The 15,047-nt window shown below is 38.0% G+C and carries 14 protein-coding genes and 1 pseudogene; 3 read left to right on the top strand and 12 right to left on the bottom strand.

From position 1 onward, the window contains the following. Positions 1-47: 47 nt before the first annotated feature. The 3 genes from FRZ67_RS18685 to FRZ67_RS18675 all read right to left on the bottom strand — a co-directional run bounded on the left by FRZ67_RS18685 (position 48) and on the right by FRZ67_RS18675 (position 2,164). Positions 48-839 (bottom strand): sterol desaturase family protein, encoded by a 792-nt coding sequence (locus tag FRZ67_RS18685; protein WP_147192084.1) that lies wholly within the window; start codon positions 837-839, stop codon positions 48-50. Between the two features lie 67 nt (positions 840-906). Then, a complete protein-coding gene (locus tag FRZ67_RS18680) occupies positions 907-1,485 on the bottom strand; it encodes a Crp/Fnr family transcriptional regulator (RefSeq protein WP_147192082.1) in 579 nt (192 codons plus the stop codon). Positions 1,486-1,633: 148 nt separating this feature from the next. Continuing rightward, positions 1,634-2,164, bottom strand: coding sequence for a heme-binding beta-barrel domain-containing protein (locus FRZ67_RS18675; RefSeq protein WP_147192080.1), 531 nt, complete (start codon positions 2,162-2,164; stop codon positions 1,634-1,636). A 204-nt stretch (positions 2,165-2,368) separates the two neighbouring features. Between FRZ67_RS18675 and FRZ67_RS18670 the strand changes: the two genes are divergently transcribed. The 3 genes from FRZ67_RS18670 (at position 2,369) to FRZ67_RS18660 (ending at position 6,417) form a co-directional block, all read left to right on the top strand. Continuing rightward, positions 2,369-3,097, top strand: a complete 729-nt coding sequence (locus FRZ67_RS18670; RefSeq protein ID WP_147192078.1) for a sulfite exporter TauE/SafE family protein — start codon at positions 2,369-2,371, stop codon at positions 3,095-3,097. 1,450 nt (positions 3,098-4,547) lie between these two features. After that, positions 4,548-4,907 (top strand): phage integrase SAM-like domain-containing protein, encoded by a 360-nt coding sequence (locus FRZ67_RS18665; RefSeq protein WP_225975393.1) that lies wholly within the window; start codon positions 4,548-4,550, stop codon positions 4,905-4,907. Positions 4,908-6,150: 1,243 nt separating this feature from the next. Next, on the top strand, positions 6,151-6,417 hold the full coding sequence (locus FRZ67_RS18660) for a hypothetical protein (RefSeq protein WP_147192074.1): 267 nt from the start codon (positions 6,151-6,153) through the stop codon (positions 6,415-6,417). Between the two features lie 36 nt (positions 6,418-6,453). Here the strand turns inward: FRZ67_RS18660 and FRZ67_RS18655 are convergent, their stop codons facing one another. The 9 genes and pseudogenes from FRZ67_RS18655 to FRZ67_RS18615 all read right to left on the bottom strand — a co-directional run bounded on the left by FRZ67_RS18655 (position 6,454) and on the right by FRZ67_RS18615 (position 15,030). Continuing rightward, positions 6,454-6,930: a methyltransferase family protein gene (locus tag FRZ67_RS18655; RefSeq protein WP_147192072.1), complete on the bottom strand. Its 477-nt coding sequence runs from the start codon at positions 6,928-6,930 to the stop codon at positions 6,454-6,456. Between the two features lie 78 nt (positions 6,931-7,008). After that, a pseudogene (locus FRZ67_RS18650) lies at positions 7,009-7,557 on the bottom strand (VIT1/CCC1 transporter family protein); the annotation flags it as partial. Between the two features lie 79 nt (positions 7,558-7,636). Next, entirely contained in the window at positions 7,637-8,656 is a 1,020-nt protein-coding gene (gene hisC / locus FRZ67_RS18645) for a histidinol-phosphate transaminase (protein ID WP_147192069.1), read from the bottom strand. A 142-nt stretch (positions 8,657-8,798) separates the two neighbouring features. Further along, positions 8,799-9,383, bottom strand: coding sequence for a 2-oxoacid:acceptor oxidoreductase family protein (locus FRZ67_RS18640; protein WP_147192067.1), 585 nt, complete (start codon positions 9,381-9,383; stop codon positions 8,799-8,801). Between the two features lie 133 nt (positions 9,384-9,516). Then, the gene (locus FRZ67_RS18635; RefSeq protein WP_147192065.1) at positions 9,517-12,987 is read right to left on the bottom strand and encodes an FAD-dependent oxidoreductase; all 3,471 of its coding nucleotides are present in this window, start codon (positions 12,985-12,987) and stop codon (positions 9,517-9,519) included. A 182-nt stretch (positions 12,988-13,169) separates the two neighbouring features. After that, positions 13,170-13,679, bottom strand: a complete 510-nt coding sequence (gene fabA, locus FRZ67_RS18630) for a bifunctional 3-hydroxydecanoyl-ACP dehydratase/trans-2-decenoyl-ACP isomerase (protein ID WP_147192063.1) — start codon at positions 13,677-13,679, stop codon at positions 13,170-13,172. Between the two features lie 32 nt (positions 13,680-13,711). Continuing rightward, entirely contained in the window at positions 13,712-14,155 is a 444-nt protein-coding gene (locus tag FRZ67_RS18625) for a pyridoxamine 5'-phosphate oxidase family protein (protein WP_147192061.1), read from the bottom strand. 12 nt (positions 14,156-14,167) lie between these two features. Then, positions 14,168-14,626: an acyl-CoA thioesterase gene (locus tag FRZ67_RS18620; protein ID WP_147192059.1), complete on the bottom strand. Its 459-nt coding sequence runs from the start codon at positions 14,624-14,626 to the stop codon at positions 14,168-14,170. Beyond that, positions 14,614-15,030: a putative zinc-binding protein gene (locus FRZ67_RS18615; RefSeq protein ID WP_147192057.1), complete on the bottom strand. Its 417-nt coding sequence runs from the start codon at positions 15,028-15,030 to the stop codon at positions 14,614-14,616. The genes FRZ67_RS18620 and FRZ67_RS18615 overlap by 13 nt, the downstream gene beginning before the upstream one ends. Positions 15,031-15,047: the final 17 nt, after the last annotated feature.

Below are 15,047 nucleotides of genomic sequence, written 5' to 3'. Positions count from 1 at the left end.
GGACACAATAATTTGTAAGCTGTGTGGAAACAAAAAACATAAAGATTTTATGCTTCATCAGCGGGTGATTTAGATTCAGTAATTTTTTTTCTTGATTTTACTTCCTTAAATTCTTTCTCATAATTTTTATTTAATGTGCCCATTATTCTATCCCACATAGTAAAGTATAAACCATAGTTGCCTTTAAAATACTGATGATGCATATTGTGAGAAACAGAAGTATTGATCCACTTTCCAAACCAGTGTTCAGTAAAACCTTTTGGATAAAGTTCATATCCCAAATGCCCATACACATTATATAAAAGACTGACCACAAAAAATAAAGTGAGATGAATACTATGCATTGGAATGGTAAATAAAAAAATCACAAAAATCAACGATTCGGCAATAGCTTCCAATGGGTGAAAAGCATAAGCTGCCCAGGGTGATGGGTTATTTGATTTATGATGTACCAGGTGAAAGAGTTTAAATAGCTGTGGTTGATGCATTATACGATGCAGCCAATAGAAATAAGTATCATGCATCAGCAGCATCAGCGGAAAAGCAAGTACTGCATACAGCCAACCATGTTCAGCAATGTCTTCATAAAAAGTTGTGTAAGGTCGGATACTATTACTGTAAAGCATAAATAACGGAGGAAAGGAAAAAATAATGATGGACAAAACCGAGAAAAAAATTTCTCTCCAGTAATCTCTGGTTTTTGGAAAGCGCTGTTGAATTTTTTTATACTTTATCCTTTTCTTTAGCAGGATATAAAAAATAAAAAACACCGGACCTGCAATCAAAAAATATTTATCAGCATTGTCCAACAATAGCCAGGCGAATTCTCCCCAATTCATAATGAATAAATTTTGCAGCCAAACTACGGTTGTAAAAAATGGGAAAAATTAACCGATGTTAATTTTATTATTTTCCTGCAAGTTTTTTTCGCAGACGGCTCAGACTGGGAGGTTCGATGCCAAGATAACCGGCAATATATTTTAAGGGAATACGGTTAAAAGCTTCAGGAAATGTATTAATAAATTGCAGGTATTTGTTTTCTGCTGATTGTGTACGATTATACTGTTCCGACAATAAAACGTTTCTTAGTTCTTCGGCGAGGATTTTTGTAAATAAGGTTTCAAACTTGGAATTAATAGAAAAAATCATTGGCAGCTTTTCCTTTTCTAATATTAGCATTTCACAATCTTCCAGCGCAATCGAATTTTTATGCGACGGTGTATTATTGTTGAGACCTTCCGTATACGTGAAAAAACAGTTTTCAAAAATAAAGTTGCAGGCAATTTCTTTACCATCATCCGTAATCATGGTGTTGACAATAAGACCTGAATTCACAAATCCAATAAACCTGCAATAGTCTCCTATGCAAAGTATATACTCTCCTTTTTTATAGCATCTTACATTACTGTATTGAAATGACTTTTCAAGGTCCTCATCAGGTATCATAATCCTGGAATGAATATACTCTCTGACCTTCGAATACATATTTTACAGATTAAGCGAAAGCTGATGAACCTTATGTTGCAATTTAGCATTTAAAGATTGCTTACATGGAATTAGAATATGCAGGATGTAATTACCATTGCATCATTTGATTACATTGGGATGCTGGATTAATGTAAGTCACACTATGCTATAATTTTCGTTGGAGAACTGTTTTTGTATAAACCTCAAATTGTCCGTTTGGGGGAGCTAATTCAAAAGTTTCAACAAATTCGTTTTCATTTTTCAATTCGTACGTTTCTTTTGCTCTCCAACCCTCATTGATATTTTCAATGGCCTCAGAAATGAAAATAATTGTTTTGCCATCCGCCGAAATACTACCCAATCTATATTGGTTAACGAAACCCTCTGCATGAAACTGGCGGAGGATAAACAGCTTTCTTAATTGATCATAACTAATGTAACCGATATCCTGATGGACTTCGCCTTTTGGATTTTTATCAGTTGGAGGATAACTGGATTTATTTCTTACCTCGATGAAATTATTATTTAAAATAAACATATAACTTCTTTCATAATTGCCTTTGCCAGGTTCTCCTTCACCAGTTCCTTTCCATTGCCCTATGAAAGTATTTAATGGTTTCCAGATACTGTCCTGTTTCGCAGTTTGAGAAAATGATATAAAAGGAACGGAAAATAAAATAAACAAAAAACTTCTCATAGATATTCTTTTTAAAATTAGTAAGTACAGCATTATTGTGTACATTCAAAAGTATATGCTCAATATACATCAAAACTATCGATCATAAATCAGAAGGTGATTGCGCCTTTTATTGCTTGTCCTGCTTGTCAAGGCTTTGGCAAATGATAAATATTATTTGCCATTTCAGCGATAATTTATTTCTGTTAAAAAAGAAAAGGATATATGACGGTTTATTTTTTAGCCTGCATTTTTATTATAGCTTTTTTGTTTTCAGCCTGTGGACAGGGGGGTGCAAGTGGTTTTATTGCAGTCATGGGCTTATTTAGTGTAGATCCCATATGGGCGAAGTCATCCGCTTTAATTCTAAATGTGTTTGTAACACTAATTTCATTTTATAATTTCTACAAAAGCGGACATTTTATATGGAGATTATTTATTCCGCTTATTATCTTATCTATACCAATGGCTTTTTTAGGCGCTTCAATTACCGTTAAAGCAGAAATATACCGAAAAGTTTTAGGTTGTTGTTTACTCATTACAGCAGTAAGTTTTTTTGTTGCCTTTAATAAAACAGAAGATCAGAATGTAAAATTGTTGCCTTGGTGGGCTGGTATGCTCACCGGTGCTATAATAGGCTTTATCTCGGGGTTTGTTGGCATTGGCGGAGGCATTTTACTAAGCCCTGTTATGCTTTTCTTTAAGTGGGGCACATTTAAACAAATATCTTCAATTACTTCATTATTTATTCTCGTGAACTCGGTTTCAGGTATAGGTGGAATTTTGTATTCAGGCACACAACTACCTACTGCTATATTTATTTGGATATTGATTGCCATGTGTGCTGCATTAATTGGTTCATATTGGGGAAGCCATAAAGCACCTGTTACAGTGCTCAAAAAAATACTTGGAATGGTTTTATTAATCGCTTCTATCAAATTATTATTCATTTAAATAAGGCAATCATATATACATTGGAAGTAAAGATAATTTGATTAATTTCACAATAGCTTTTTCATGAAATTAACAGCTCTCATATTACTTATTACTTTTTGTTCATTTATTGCTGAAACAATAGGGGCATCCCGGAATTGCCTTAATGCTGTCAAGAAAGAGAATTGTTCTCAATGTCCTATGAAAGCAATGATGAATAAAATGTGTAAGAACAAATCGAATACCAACGATAACCCTACCTCAAAATGTGTTGATTGTCCTTTTTTTACCGTTATTACATTACAACCATTGCTAATTTTTCGAAAACCTATTATTTTATTCAAACCTGAATACTCTATATTACAGGTAAGTAATCTTTCTGAATATCATTCACAGCAATTAAAGCCGCCAAATACAATTTTTGTTTCTTAGACGAGTATCTTATTTGGTAACATTAATAAAAATTGTATGAAAAATATAATGCGTATTGCATTTATAGGCTTGTTTGCTATAAGTACAACAGCCTATGCAGGTGGCAATAGTAAAAAGTGCAAACGTTGCACACAAACTACATGCACACAGGCATGTGCTAAAAAGGTAAATTGTACTCAGGCTTCATGTAATCAATCATGCACAAAAAGTACAGCTACCACAAGTGCAAATTCATGTACTGCGAAAACATGCAGCATGAAAAAAAGTTAATTGTAAATAACAAATTACAATAAGCGGAAGAGGCTGTGTCAAAAGTATGATGCAGCCTCTTTTTATTCGGATACCTGATGGAGACAGGTAGTCGTTTAAGCGATTCTCAAGCCCTTCGTTTATTTTTGAAACATCCTTTTTTTTGGAATTAACTTTTGCATATTTCTTTTTCTTTACACCTATACCTGTAGTTTCGGGGGTGCGCCAGGCCATTTTTTGATAGTATTATAAGCAGCCGTCCAGTAGGTTTTGTTGGCAATAAACTTCGCAGGAAAAAATAAAATAAGTGACGGGGGTCGCGGGTTCGAGTCCTTTTCGGTGCGTATCTTTGTACAGATATGTACGATACTGTTCTAAATAGTAAAGAAAGAAGTTTTTTAGGGTCAAGCGCGACCAAAAACGCGACTAAAATTATAACTGATTGAAAATTAAATAATTGTGAGCCTTTGAACCGGCCCGTCCGGTCCGCTGAAAGGCTCACTTCAAAAAAGGGAGCCTTTCTTATTTGTACAAAACTGAACAATTAACACGCTCCTTTTCAATATTTTATAACAGTCGATCTTCGGCGGCTGTTTGCCAAAAGAGTTCGGCGATCATGAAAAATTAAATTGATGAAATTGATCGTCAACTTCAACTTGCATCCGACCTTATAAAATTTGCAAAGCGACAGGAAGTTGCTGAATTAGGTGCATACATAAAGGAGAAATTTGATCCTGCTTTAAAGTTGTATAAACTTGCACAGGAAGATTTTAATTTAAAAAATGCATATGTGCCCGCAGAAAAAAGCAAAAAAGAAATTTTTTTCAAGCAACTTGATGACTATGTAAAATCAAAAGAAAAAAAAGTAAGGCAAGGAACAATTGAAGTGTACAATGATATGATCGGTCATCTTGCAGCATGTGAAAAATATAGAAAAGAAAAAATCACTTTTGCATCTTTGGATTTTCAGTTCTATGAAGACCTTGTTGATTTTCTTACTTACGATTACAAACATCCAAGAAGAAAAAAAGATATCTATGGGTTGAAAGTTAATACAATTGGTAAGACGATTAAGCAACTGCGCATTCTTATAAAGGATCGCGTTAAAAGAAAAATCAAAAGGAAATTCGGACGATTAATCTTGCATTAAAAAAGAACCGCAGGATTTTAAAAGCAGTATTAAAGGAAAATGAGTCTGTTCAAATTCCCGAAAAGCAGTTGCAGGAAAAAGGATTTGTATTTCACTATCATACCCATCATATCGTCACAAAAATCAAAGAGCACGAATATCTTTTTTGTTATGACTATGGTTACAGGGACCTGCAGAATGGTCTGTATAAAATTATCAAAGCATTCAAATAATGTTTAGTAAATCATCATGGAAATGTTTTTTTGCAGTCTGTAAAGTGCTTGATTAAGGTGGCACATGACCGACGGAATGAGCAAGCGTTCCGGTAGTGCAGTGAAGCGGAACGGACGGGTTGCGCAGTGAAATGAGGATGGTGATGTGCCGCGTCGTAGTCGCAAGGTCTGCGCCAGCCAGCGCAGCGTTTTTTGCGGCGCAAGTCTCCGCCAGGCGTCCTGCGCGGCGGTGTCTTGCACCGGGCTGGCGCAGGCTTGCGGGGAATGAGCAGGCAGGAAATGAATGTTCTTTAATATGCAGCAATCTTTGTCGTCTGTTTCTAGCGCCACTTTACTGACGCAATGAAGCGGAGCGTCCCGGGAGTGTAGCGGAGCGAACGTGTAAGCGGAGTGGAATGAGGACGGTTAGGTGGCGCGTCGCTGTCGCAAGTACTGTGACAGCCTGCGAAGCACCCGAAGGGCGTTGCATGTCTCCGCCTGGCGTTCTGCGCGGCGGAGTCCTGCCCGGGGGCTGGCGCAGTGCTTGCCGTGCAATGAGCAGTTTTGAAATGAGCAATCTGTTTTGCTGATCGCTTTGCCGACGCGGAAAAAAATAACCCGTCTGAAGAGGAAGATCTGGTCTGAAGTGTTTCAAAAATCAAAAAAGGCCGCTTCCCGGCGACCTTTCCTGCTAAATAAAAGTCAGTTATCTGTTGTCTGTTAAAGGTTCGGGTCGCCATTGGGCTTCCGGGACACCACTCCGGTTTTTGACCGGCCTATACGGTGTTTGCATATGGTTGAGTGCCCCGGAAATTATTTATCCGTTAGCTTATCTGTTTTTTATTGTGCTGCAAAGTAATTGCTGTACAGCCACCAGCGCAATAGCAGAAAACAGGAAAATGTTGTAAGCAAAGTTTGTTTGTTTTTGTAGAACCTGCACTACGAAACAGGGTTACGTCAACCGTTCAAAGTCAGGCATGAAAAGTGTGGTAGTTTTCATTGTGCGTGATCACAACGGCGTATCTTACTGAAAAGTTTTAAAATCATCCGAAATGCCTGCTGCCAATGATAAGCGTGCGCTGTCTGATATAATAACCATAGAGGGCAGGACCATCCACGATATTGCTGATGTAAATGAACGACAGCAGATAATGGATCTGGTACAGGCCTTAGACCCGTTGAAAGCGCAGATACTTAGCGAACGCGAGGCTGCAATTACGATTTTGAAAAGTGGTTATATCATTGTAAATGGTTTCAAAGACCTGCGGGCGGTGCAACGCGTGAGAAAGGTACTTAAAGAGAGAATGCCGGAGGGATGAATGTGCCATTTGAAATGGTGTACTGGCGGGTTACCACTAAATCCATCTTCTCACCCTGGCTTTGTATTCAAGGTACTGCGCTCCAAACCGGCGGTTAAGGTATTTTTCTTCCCGCTTTATCACGTATTCCTGAAGTATTAAAACCAACAGGGGTAACAATATTACATTCCACCAATTACCGGTGATAAACCACAATCCCGTGTAAATCAGCAGTAAACTAACATACATTGGGTTGCGGCTCACAGCATAGATACCCGTCGTTTGTAAAGAAGTTGCCGGTTTAATGGTGACCACTGTGTTTTTTGTCTTAAAGAACTGCCGCAAGGCCGGGAAATTAAAAAGGAGGCCGATAAGAATGATAAGCGTGCCGGTGATCTTTGATGTCGTCGTGTAAAAAAACGCTTTGCTAAGCGGCAGCAGTTTTTGCATTTGAACCGCAGCAAAAAACATAGCTGCATAAAGCAGTGGCGGTGGTATATATACTCCCGGATGGTCATTTTTGTTTACCATCATACTGGGTTTTGCTAATGATAAAAATAATGTCTTTCCATGTTGACGCACAACAATAAATATACGAAATTTTTATTTTCCTTAAGCGACTGCGATGCCGATTATTTTTCCTATACCAAATGTTATAGCTGCGGCAATCAGACCAAACAGCACCTGTCTGAAGCCGGAGAACCACAGGCTTCTTCCTGTGAAAAGCGTGATCGCACTGCCGATCAAAAACAGTCCTGTTGCGCTGAAGAGGACGCTGAAGATAATTGCATTAAAACCTTTTGCAAACCAAAACGGCGCTAACGGAATAATAGCGCCGACAGAGAATAAGATAAATGAATAAACGGCCGCCTGTAACGCGGAGCCTTTCAGTTCTTCTGCGTTAATACCCAACTCTTCCTTTACCAAAAGGCTGTGTGCTTTCGGGGTATCTTTTATGGCATCTGCGGCCATTTCATTAGCCTGCTGTTCGGGCAGCCCCTTTGCGAAATAGATCAATGCGATCTCTTTCCGCTCACCCTCCGGACCGGTTTTGAGTTCTTCCATTTCGACCTGCATCTGGATCTCGTACAATTCCTGCGAACTTTTGACAGAAATCCATTCCCCCAACGCCATTGATAAAACACCCGCCAGCAATCCCGCGGTGCCGGCGACTGCCTTTTTCTCTCATTTAAAGATTGCTTGATTTTATCAGGTTGAATTGCCTCATTTATGTATGCAATTACATTTTGTTCTTCGCAAGCAAATACACTATTATATCATTTATAGTTCTGTCTGCAACTACCATTCTTAATGATCTGTCCTGGTGAAAGCTTTTTAAATCGCAGACCTGTAAGCCATTTTCATAAAGGCGGTTATATGCCATTTTTTTTTCAGCTTCATTATCAAAATACAGGTATATGAAATTTGCCTGCGTTGGAAGCACTGAATATCCACTCTTCTTTAACTGCGAAAACAGGAATGCTCTTTCTGTTTCATTCTTTTCTTTGCACGACATAATAAATGCTTCATCATCAAGCGATGCAATTGCAGCAACAGATGCAACCGAGTTTATCGAGAAAGGCAAACGTTTTTGCTCAAGCACTGCTGCAACTTTTTCATGGGCAATCCCATAACCGATGCGCAGACCTGCAAGCCCGTATATCTTGGAAAAGCTTCTTAGTATAATAAAGTTTGGAAATTCAGCAAGCAGTTTAAGTGAATCCGGATAGCTTGGGTCAGTAACGTATTCGTTGTATGCTTCATCAACAACAACAAATATTTTCGGAGAAATATTTTCAAGAAGATTTTTTAAATCATCGTGCGGTATAATAGTGCCTGTGGGATTGTTTGGGTTGGCAATAAAGATCACGCTTGTTTTGTTATTGATGCAAGAAAGAATATTATTAATGTCGCATGTAAAATTGGTGAGCGCAGCAAAATTGCATTTTCGCTCATGCGTTTGAGACAGTTGCCAGTAAGCCACAAAACTTCTTTCAAGGGTGATAATTTCTTCTCCGGGTTTGACTAAAAAACGAATAATACTTTCAATGATTCCTATGGTGCCCATGCCGAGTAAAATATTTTGCGCACAAACCTGGAACTTATCTGCAAGTTGCTCTTTCAACGATGCCTGCAAAAAATCAGGATAAAGATGAATGTCATTCCACCGGTATTTTTTTATTGCATCCTGTACCAGTGGCGAACAACCATAAAAATTTTCATTTGCTGAAAGCTTGATTATTTTTTTGTTTGTTTTCATTGGTACTTCTAAAATTTATTTTCATGTTATACGGGTACTGATATTGTTATTTTTTTTGAGCCCGGCTACAGTAACATTACTCATCGTTCCTTGCGTCGCACACTTGTACTGTAGAACAGCTTTGAGCTTTTAGCTGCAAGTCTTAGTTCTCACCACTCACTCCCGCTGCATCCTGAAATACTTCAAGCGTCTTTGCAGCAAACTTATCCTTTGCCAGTGCTGTAATGGCTTGTTCAATAAACGCTGGTCTTACCGGGAAATTTTTGTGTGCTGCGGCTCTTCCAAGAACAACAATATTTTTCAATATCACGTCAATGCTTTTTGGAATTTCCTTAATGAAGATCACTTCTCCTATCTTTTGTTCAAGAAAATCGAGAAAAGATTTTGTGTCAGGATAGAATGCTTTATGGGCATTTACAGAGTGGGGAAAAATTTTGGTGTGATCAATAACCGCTATGCTTTTCCTGTGTAAATAATTTAAACAACGTTGTGCTTCGAGCATTTCAAGTGCAAGCAAAAAATCTGCCCCACCTTGTTCAACCATACCAAAAACATTTTCACCAAATGTTATTCCTGCTATAACTGAACTGCTTCTTTGAGATAAGCCATGTATTTCACTCGTAGCAACAGGAATATCTGCAATTACTGCTGCTTCACACAGTAACTGCGTAAGATAAACTACGCCTTGTCCGCCAATACCTGCAATAATTATTTTGGTTTGTGTCATGATGAATTAATTTTTTTACTGAACAATTAAATGCTCTCACTGTTGCCAATGAGTTATATTGTACAATTGTGCGACGCAAGGAACGATGCCATGAAATACCAAAAGCGGTGCTTCAAAAAATATTTCACACTTCTTAGCAATTTATTTTCCCGCACTCTTCTACCCATTCAATGGCATTATTTGGACAAACATCTACGCACAATCCGCAAAGTGTGCATCTCTTTTCATCAATCACAACTTTACCATTCACTTTCATCAACGCCGGGCAACCAAAGTTTTCAATGCAGTGATCGCATTTTGAACAAGGCTTAAACAAATCATAAGCAGAAATATTTTCAATTACATTTCCATTCATTGATTCCGTTTCATCGATAGCAAGAAAATCCAGTTTGCTTTTGCCATTTTCTTTTGCAGTTAATTTTGAGAGCGCATATTCACCCTCGTATTCATAACTATAATGCTCCAGCAATTTTCTTACCTGCACTGCTGCTTTTTTGCCGCTTCCGATTGCACCGATCAGCGAAATGTGATTGCCCGAAGCAATATCACCTGCAACAAAAACATTTTTGTAGTGCACGGATTTTATCCTGCAATCTTCATCTGCATCAACGTCATTATGCATTTTTCCAAGGTCACCTTTCTGCCCGGTTGCTGAAATAATGTAATCTGCTTTAATTGTCTCACGAAAATTTTTGTTGTCATACGATCTTAGCATAACAACAATCATTTCATTTTTTTCCTCAATCGAGTCTGCGAAACTGTTGTCCAAAATTTTGATTCCTCTTTGCAACGAATCGTTTATTTCATCTGCAAAGGCAGGCATTTCATGCAGCTTTTCTATGGATGAAACAATTACTTCATTGTTTGTATTAGATAGTTTAGCTGCTCTTGCTGCATCCATTGCACTATTGCCGCCACCAATAATTAGAATTGTGGACGATGGGTTTAGATGTAATGTATTCTCATTGAATTGTTTTAGAAATGAAACCGCATCAAATTTTCTTTCGGCTGAAACATTTTTATTTATAAGCTCAGGCACCACTGCCTCCCACATTCCTATAGCAAGAATTACGGCATCGAAATCTTTTGCTATTTTTTCAAGTGTAATATCTTTTTCTATTGCAACACCGAATTGAAATATCGCTCCCATTTTATGCAGCACATCAATCTCTTTTTCCAATGCCTGCTTATCCATTCTAAATTCAGGAATGCCAAAACGAATCATTCCACCTGCTTTGTTTTCTTTTTCAAAAACAGTTACATCATAGCCTGCCTGCAACAAATCATAAGCTGCACTTAGCCCGGCAGGTCCGCCACCTATCACAGCAACCTTTTTATTTTTCTTTACAGCATTTGCAACTCTTGCTACCTGGCGTGAGAAGTCAGCAAAGTTTTCATCTATATTGCTAACAAAGCTTTTGAGTTTTTTTATTGGAACCTTGTTGGGGTTTGTGGAATATGTATTGATCTTATTTATTCCCGAACCATTTAGTTTGTAGCCTTCTTTTGTAAATTCAAAAGGGCTGTTGTTTTGTAAATCCTCACATGGCTTATGACAAATGCTTCCGCATAATCTTGCAAAGAGCATTTTGTCTCTAACAATTTCTAAAGCCTCTTTGTAATTGCCTGCAAGTATGGAATTAAAAAATCCGTGATTGCAAATATTGGCAGGGCACAATTGCTCTTGTGCAGGAATATGATTTGTGGCAGTGATTTTTGCTCTTGCTTTTGCAAGATTATTTTTTACAGAAGGTTCTTTTGAACAAAAGATTTGTAAGTCGCAGTGATTAAAACAGGTATTGCATTTATCAGGATTTACTCTCAAAACTTTTTTTGTAAATGAACTTCCGGCAATGCGCTCCTTAAATTCAGGAAGAAAAATGCAAGGCGCTTTTGCAATTAAAACAGACACTCCTTCATGCACTATTGCAGATTGAATTTTTTCACATGTAATTTTTAAATTGAAAGGATTTACTGTGGCAACATACTCAACGCCCATTCCTTTTACCAATGCGGTAATATCAATTTGTTTGTATTTGCTGTGATAGATTGCACCCGGATTATCCTGTTGCCCAGTCATTGCAACAGTGCGGTTATCAAAAATAATAATTGTAATATTCGATCTTGTATAAACCGCATTAAGCAACGATGTAACTCCCGAATGAAAAAAAGTTCCATCGCCAATCAGTGCAACAATCTTATCAGTTGAACTTTGAGTATGTAATGCTTCCGATAACCCTTGTGCAAGCGAAACACTCATTCCCATGTGATGAATTGTGTCCATCATTTGCAGAGGCGGTAAAGTGCCAAGCCCCAAACAACCAATGTCACCGCATAAAATAATTTTTCCGTCATCTCTTGGGACAGACAGTTTCAATGCATAGAATGTGGCTCTGTGAGGGCATCCAGCGCATAATGCAGGCGGACGTGCGGGAATCGCTGACAAAAATTTTTCTGTACCGGAAATTTTTATTTTGCTTTTGTCTGTCAATAAATTTCCTTTAAAATCTTCTATCGCATTTCTAACAAGATCAGGTGTATATTCTCCGGCAGGCGAGAGACCTGCAAATCCTTTTCCAAATATTTGTGTATTGATATTATTTTGCTGGGCAATAACACGAACATCATTTTCAATAATGGGGTCCAATTCTTCCAGCAAAAGTATTTTCTGAAAATTGTTTTTCAGAAAATTAAGTACATCATTTTTGGGAAACGGATAGATCAATCCAACCTTAAGCAAACTGATTTTCAGTTCAGGAAATTTATACAACAATTCCTTTGCATAATTTACTGCAACACCACTGGCGATAATTGCTAACTGGTTATGTTGCTGATGATCTGCTGAATTGTTTTGACTGTAAAAATTTTCAAACGCATCACTCTCCAGTTTTTGTAAAAGACATTTATGTGAAGCAGCAGTCTTTATAGGAATATTGATATGCTGCGGAGATCGCTCAAAATTTGGAATTGTTTTCTTCCTGTTAATGGCATTACAGAAAAAAATTCCACGTGAGTGATCAACTCTTGTGGTCATTCTTACCATCACAGGTAATTTTAAAATTTCAGAAAGTGTAAATGCTTGCTTCGTCATCGAGTAAGCATCTTCCGGGGTAGCAGGATTGAAAACAGGTACCGAAGCCATCTTGCCCCAATAGCGGCTATCCTGTTCATTGGAACTGGAGAAACCACCAGGATCATCACATACAACAATTACAAGCGGTGCAGCTATTGTTTGATACGTAATACTCATCAGCGCATCGCTCGCCACATTCATGCCCACATTTTTCATTACACACATTGCGCTTTTGTTTCCGATAGAAAAGGCAATCGCTTTTTCCAGCGCAATTTTTTCGTTGATACTGTATTCGAAATATATTTTTTGCGCTGTTTGCTGCGGATATTTTTCCTGGTTTTCCTGTTTGCTTTGAAATGCATTTACATCATTAAACACTTCTGAAATTTCTGTTGATGGCGTTCCGGGATAAGCAAACACGCCGCAAACACCGGCTTCAATCGCTCCTCTTGCAACGGCAATATTTCCCATTGCACAAATCTTTTTTGGCGGGTTGAAAGAGGTAAGTATATCAAGGGTTTGCTTAAGCATGTTGCGTTATATTTGATCTTTTATCTATTGTTTTCATGTTTTTTTTGCGATACAAGCAACAGCATTTCATGGCATCTTCGTTGCGTCGCAATCCTTTCATCTGCATATTATATGGCATCTCAAGCATTTATAATTGAAATGTTTTAATTAGTTCAAGCAATAAAGTATAATGAACATTTCTTTTATTTTTGAAACACTCCTATTTTAATATCCTTTACTTCATAAATTATTTTATCATCAACTTCCATAGTGCCATCGGCAGTGCCCAACACGATGTTGTAATTAATAATTCGTTTGATATGGAGACGATAAACAACCTTGCGGTTCTGCGGCAATACCTGTCCCGAAAATTTTACCATTCCCACACCTATTGCCCTGCCAATACCAGGCGCACCCGTCCATCCAACATAAAATCCAAGTAACTGCCAGAATGCATCCAGTCCCAAACATCCCGGCATAACAGGATCATCAACAAAATGACAATCAAAAAACCACTGCCCTGGTTTAATGTCCAGTTCTGCAATAAGCGCTCCTTTGCCATACAATCCACCTTCATCTGATATATGTATAATGCGGTCAAACATAAGCAGTGGTGGCAAAGGCAACTTTGCATTGCCCTGTCCAAAAAGTCTTCCCATGGCACAGTCAATCAGTTCATCATAATCATAACTCGATTTAGATTGAAAACTCATGAAACATATATTAAATTAAGTACACAGTTTTATTACCACTGCTTCACAGCATTTGCATTTCTTTGCCAGGTAATTATTTCTCCAAAAATTTTTCCGCTGTTTGTCATCTTTATTGCTTCTAATCTCACGATATATATTTCTCCCGGAATGGCTAATGCAAAAGGAAATTTTTTATGATATTCTTTCGCAGCATTCACTGCGTAAACACCTGGCACCTGCAACATCATTCCTGTAAACTGAATGCCCTTAACGGGAAAAACATTCAGCTTCTCCGGCAATATTGTTCCCGATACGCATGGCTTCTGAAGCAGCAGTTTAACATGATTCGATGAAGCAGATGATTTAATTACAAGCAAATCATTTTCTCTGATGAGTGCATAAAAACAACTAAAGCAATAAGGATTATTTTGCTCATCTACACAGCATATCGTTGCTGCTTTTTGTTTCTCTATAAAAAGTTTAATTGCCTCATCCATTGTGTGAATATTTTATTTTTTCTTTTTCCGTGTCAATGCCTCCTTGTATTGTTCAGATTCATCATTTGTTACGGGCTTTAATAAAGGCACTGTTGTTGGCTTTGCCTTATTATCCAATGCAACAAACGTGAAGTAGGCTTCATTGATCAGATTCTTTTTTTCACTTAGTACATTTCTTGCATGCGTTTGCACAAATATTTCCATTGATGAGGTGAATGCCCTGGTAATTTTTGCTTTAATGATAATGATGTCTCCCAGTTTTGCCGGCGCTTTGAAATTTACACTGTCAATAGACGCGGTAACACAAATTTTCCCTGCATGTGTTTGCGCACATACTGCCGCTGTTGTATCCATCCATTGGACGAGGTGACCGCCTTGTAAAATGCCCATTGGGTTGGTATCGTTTGGAAACACCACTTCAGTTTTGACGGTCTCTGATTCAGACGGTGTTTTGATTTTCATTTTACGCATTGCAGCAAGTTGTGTTGTTCAAGAGGTGCACGCTTCTCTTTAAATGTCCCGGTTATTTCCTGCTGCAGTTTATCCAAAATTTCATTTGCCTGCTGCATATCAAAATCTTCATGTTGCTTTTTTTGTACACCCAGTTTTGTTAATTCAACATGCATCTCCGGTGTTATTGCATGATTGCCGAGGCATGCTTTTACACAAGCCAGCGGGCATCCATCTATGGCAATAATTTTTCTTCCCGACAGTGCTGTCTTCACCAGCTTCTTTACGTTACCGCCCACGCCTGCAATGCAGGACATCTCTGCAACTTCAAGCTTGTCCAACTGCATAGCAAGATAGTTTGCCATTTGCGATGCACCTGAACAACCCGAGCAGGAATAAGCAAGCGGAATATTTTTATGATTCATTTTTAGGTATTTTTTTT

The sequence above is a fragment of the Panacibacter ginsenosidivorans genome, from assembly GCF_007971225.1.
GTDB lineage: Bacteria > Bacteroidota > Bacteroidia > Chitinophagales > Chitinophagaceae > Panacibacter > Panacibacter ginsenosidivorans.
The sequence above is the reverse complement of the archived record's forward strand: the minus strand, read 5'-3'. Positions and strand labels throughout refer to the sequence as shown.